3 protein-coding genes are annotated in these 4868 nt (G+C 44.5%); 1 reads left to right on the forward strand and 2 read right to left on the reverse strand.

The genetic code is table 11. From position 1 onward, the window contains the following. Positions 1-302: 302 nt before the first annotated feature. Complete coding sequence (locus tag Q4A14_RS08690) at positions 303-2279, forward strand: lipopolysaccharide assembly protein LapB (protein ID WP_303171463.1); 1977 nt, start codon at positions 303-305, stop codon at positions 2277-2279. A gap of 281 nt (positions 2280-2560) precedes the next feature. On the opposite strand, the gene Q4A14_RS08695 is transcribed toward Q4A14_RS08690, so the two are convergent. Together Q4A14_RS08695 and Q4A14_RS08700 are read right to left on the reverse strand one after the other, a co-directional pair. After that, a complete protein-coding gene (locus Q4A14_RS08695; RefSeq protein WP_303171464.1) occupies positions 2561-3748 on the reverse strand; it encodes an OmpA family protein in 1188 nt (395 codons plus the stop codon). A gap of 14 nt (positions 3749-3762) precedes the next feature. After that, positions 3763-4868, reverse strand: a 1106-nt coding sequence (locus Q4A14_RS08700; protein WP_303171465.1) for a hypothetical protein, incomplete at its 5' end; no start/stop codon positions are given.

Below are 4868 nucleotides of genomic sequence, written 5' to 3' on the forward strand. Positions count from 1 at the left end.
CTAACTTGATGAAAAAGGTTGTCTAACTTGACGCATCAAGTTAGACAACCTTTTTTATGCCTCATGAGAGGTGTGGTTGATTTCACAAGATGAACGTAACATCCCTTCATCACAAACATTTGATTTACAAACTAAAATATAGATCATTATATATTTTTTTTATAAATTTGCTCGTCAATTCTATTCATCTTGAGATTTAGATTAAAGTTATGTTTATGTTCAGGCCAAAGAAATACCGGTGCGTCAGAAAACTAAAGAGAATCATCCAAAAGAGGATTGAAGAAAGATGGGCGTTGCGCCATATGGCATCGCTCAGGAGAAAGATATCGGACAAAGTCCGAAAGATATCAAACGACCCCAAAATCAAAAGCTACTGCATCAATATCGTACTGAGTATCGTGTCCGGTCTCATACTCTGGGTCGGATGTGAGATCAGGGAGCGATTCAATGATCAGACCGGGGAACAGGAGGCCACAGCCATAAACAAGGCACTCGAGGATCTGAATACCGTCCCTGAGGAGGTGGAGGGACTGCGAAGGAGGCTGAAGGACTACATCAAGTCCCCGGGAACTTTCAGACCGGAAAATAAAAGGGAACAAATACTGATAGGGCACTTGGATCAGCGCTTGGCAGAGCAGCAGACGGCATTCAATCACCTTATGAGGAGGGAGAGCAGACAGAAGTTTGATGAAATACAGTCGGGCATCACAGAGCTGTTGGATATAACAGCTCAGTTGAAGATAGATCCCCTGAAGATCGACTCGTGTCTGGAAGCTCTCCCGTTTGGTGCGGGAGTTCAGGCCACGGAGGAGGCCATCAGGGACTTGGGGACTAAAGGGACGGTATCTCCGGTGGTGGAGAAGCTGTTGTTGTCTTTTGCAAAATACTTGTTTGCATATTCGGAAGAGATGCTGAAAGAGGCAGAGATACTCAAGCGTCGAGGAGATCAGCACCTGGCCTATACCCTCGAAGCCATACAGGATGTCGTCATGGAGGAAAGCTCGGTCAATCTCTCGGAGGTATATGCACAATACAAAAAGAAAAGAGGCAAGGAAGAGGAAGAGATGATAGGGCTATTCATCAAGGCTGCAATGGTCAAAATGGACTTTGATGAGGCGTGCTTGTTTTATGAGGACCTCATCAAAGTGGCACCGGAGGCAGAAAATCACTTTGACTACGCAAAGTTGTTGCACTCTCTCAATGACATGAACAACGCGATCTCGCACTATCGGCAGGCCATGAACCTGTTCCAAAAGAAAATCGACAAAAAGCCGAGGGCTTACAAGTCTCGCATAGCAGATATATTGAACAGTATGGCTGTTTTATTCCAAAAGTGCAATGATCTTGAGAAAGCAAAGGAGCATTACCATGGAGCTCTGAAGATATACAAACAGCTGGCAAAGCATAACCCGAGAGCATACAATCCGGATGTTGCCAAGACATTAAACAACTTGGGCAATCTCCTCAACAATCTCAATGATCCGGAGCACGCCGAAAAACACTTCGCAGAAGCTCTTAGGATCTATCGACAGTTGGCCGGGCAGGATCCTCAGACTTATCTGCCCCATGTTGCAACTATCCTGAACAATCTCGCTATACTGCTCAAAAAAACGAACAACCCGGAGGAGGCTCGAAAGAAATATGAGGAATCCCTATCGATAAAAAGGGAACTGGCAACGAAAAATCCTCAAACATACCTGCCGGGGGTGGCTACGACATTGAACAACATGGCGACACTGTTGCTCAAAATGGGTGAGGTAAAGACGGCACAAAGTCACTATGAGGAGGCTTTGGAGATCAGACGACGCCTGGCAAAGCAAAATCCCAAAGCCTTCCTGCCCAACCTTGCCGCGAGCCTGAGTCATCTGGCTCTCCTCCTTCGCAATACAAACCAACTTGCTTCGGCACAAACAAAATATGAGGAGGCACTCGATATATACAGACATCTTGCTTCCCAAAACTCCGAAGCCTACAAAGCTGATATAGGAATGGTACTGAATAATCTCGCACTGCTGTACAGCCTGCTGAAACAGGACCAAAAGGCAAGAGAGACCTACAACGAAGCTCTTGCCGTCAGAAAGGGGCTCGCATTGCAATCCCCCGCAACATACGAGATAGACTATGCTGTAACACTGCTTGTCGGAAACACCATATTGGGATACTCCGACGATAGGATGACGGAGATAAAGACAATACTCAAAAAATATCCCGGACATGCCAGAGCCGAGGAGATATTGAATCAAATAGAGAAAAAGGCAGATACACAGCCCGAAGGTTGATCAAAGAAAAATAAAAATCCGATAAGAAAGGATCACGTAAAAGCCTCGCCCAATACCTCGAAACTGTCCAAGGAAATATCAAAGACAAGCATCGTTTGTCTCTCTTGAAACGGAGAGGGGAAGCTGTACCCGAAAATCCCCTACCCTCCCTCCCTTTACACATCTGATCAGAGTGCAACAGAAAGGGAATCACTCATCATGTCCACTCTACAGGACAAAAAAAGTCCCGGCCTTATTCAGACAGGGACTTTTTGAACTATTATTGTTGTGGTTTTATCGCATTAGGGAAGTTTGTTCCAATACTCGAGGTTGGAGATCTTTTCGATCGTAGTCTTACGATCTCCTCGACGAACATTGTCAGATTCACCTTCGGATACTGTTACGATCTTCTTACCAACGCCTCTCCACTTCAACATCTCAGCAGGGACACCATACTCTACGAGTTGGTCAACCACCACCTTCGCACGTCTTCTTGAAAGATCAAGGTTGTACTCTGCACTACCTCTTGCGTCAGTGTAACCTGTGATGAGGAAGTGGCCACCACCGAGTTGCTTCAAGATCTTAGCAGCGTCTTGAAGGATTTGGAGAGACTGAGGAGTAAGATCATGCTTGTCAAACTCGAAGTTGATGTTTTCAAACAACTCATAGATAGTTGACTCAGAAACCATCGGAACGAGCTTTTCAACAACTTTTTCTACCTCTACGACCTTCTCTACTTCCCTGTCTACATAAGTCACCCTTGGAGCAGGACGCTTATCCTCGCCACCGATGCGCCACATGAGACGTACAGACATCTGTGCGTAGCGTGGGAGATCTTTTTGTAGAGGGATCTGGTACTGACCTTGGATACCGAGCCCAAAGCGATTGTTGAGCCAACCGTTCACACCAAAGCCCAAAGAAAGAGGGAAATATGAGTTCTTGTCACTGATCTTATCCTTGTTCCAAGTGTTAAAAGACTCCCATGTTGCCTTACCGGTAGGATCTTCCTTGAATACTCCTGCACTCATGACGTCATAGTTCTTACGTAGGTAGTTGACACCGACTCTGAGGTAAGGATCCAAATACTTGGACTTGAAGATAGGAGACAATCTGAACTGAAGACCGGGACCGGCAGTCAAAAGGTACTGATACTTTGCTTCTCCGGCTTTTCTGTGATGGTTTTCAGTAAAGGTCATCGAACCCTGCACGTCGAGGTAAAACCACTTGTTCAACTCTCTTGCGATGTAGAGATGCCCCCCACTCAAGAGGTGATTGACCTTAAGGTTGTAGAAGTAGTTGTCAGGACGATCCTGAAATCCGGTGATGGACACACGATCCCAACTAACCCAAGAGCCTCCGATACCGAGCTCCCATGCTTTGCAGCACTTGGGCTGCTGCTCCTCATTACGAGGCTCTGTGCTTTGTGCAAGCACCCCGGTAGTACCGAGTGCTGCACAAAGAAGAGTATATGTTATTTGTCTTAATTTCATGCTTCAGTTAATTTTTACTTGACCCAATCTTTTGGAGCCTCCTCTAATGTGATAGGAATAACAACTGTCTTATCATACAAATCAATGAGTCTTATGTTTGAAGGATTTTCCAAACCTCCATCCATCAAGAGTTTGTAGAATGCACTATCTCTATATGGCACCCAGTCATTCTGTAGAATTCTATCATCAGCTGCATCTGTTGTCACAGCCCCCTTAACGTCTGTCAAGTAAGAATAAGCTCCTACATAGTTATTTGGATATGTATCGTTCAGTAGGAAGTTAGGACCTGTTTTATTGAGTTTTGGTTTAATAGCAACATAGCTACTACCACCTCCACCATTCCAGTTCTTAGTCATACCGATACCGATGTTTGTATTTTTAGGAAGTTGTGCACCATCCATTTTTACGGACTTCCAAACCTTATTAACAGGCGCTTCATACTTCTGATAGAAATGAGGAAGTTCAGGATCTGTTACAGCAAGCTTGCCCCAAAGAGAAGTTGAGCCCGTCTTAATTTGCATTTTGAGATCGACCTTTGATACAGATGGTACTGGATAGATTTCTGGAACATGAACGGCTGCATCCATAACCGGAGCTTCACCATAGAAGTTAGTCTTTCCTCTAATGGACATATATCTGTCTATGTCATCCCATTTATACTTTCTATTCATATTTGATTGCTCTCTGAGCCAAATAGAATTATGCTCAGCATATATATCTAAGTTTGTATCAAGAGCCTTACGTTCACTCGCTGTCAAAACTACAGGACGGTAGAAGAAGTGCATCTTACCGGTAATCTTTTCATAAGGAGCAGCTCCCAAAGAAGACTTACCCCACTCTGCGTCTGTCGTAACATTCGCATCGTCCACAGGGCGTGTATGATCTGTTATCTTAACAGTTTCTGTGTCCGGGGTTGGAAGGCCTACAGGATATTCTTCCCATCTACCATCAACTTCTCTTTCATACTTGTAGTGAATTACAGTAAAGTTATTTGGATATCCACGACTCCAATTTGAATTGTATAACTGACGCAGATATGCAAACTCCATAGTTATACGAGTGAAAATACGGTTAGGAGTTAAGATATTAGGAGCTGTTTCCTCAAAAACACCATTCTTTG

The sequence above is a fragment of the Porphyromonas sp. genome (assembly GCF_030529325.1).
In the GTDB taxonomy this organism is placed as follows: Bacteria; Bacteroidota; Bacteroidia; order Bacteroidales; family Porphyromonadaceae; genus Porphyromonas_A.

Coding starts and splice junctions, on each gene's coding strand:
- Q4A14_RS08690 (WP_303171463.1), top strand. CDS start 303: ATGGCATCGCTCAGGAGAAAGATATCGGACAAAGTCCGAAAGATATCA.
- Q4A14_RS08695 (WP_303171464.1), bottom strand. CDS start 3,748: ATGAAATTAAGACAAATAACATATACTCTTCTTTGTGCAGCACTCGGT.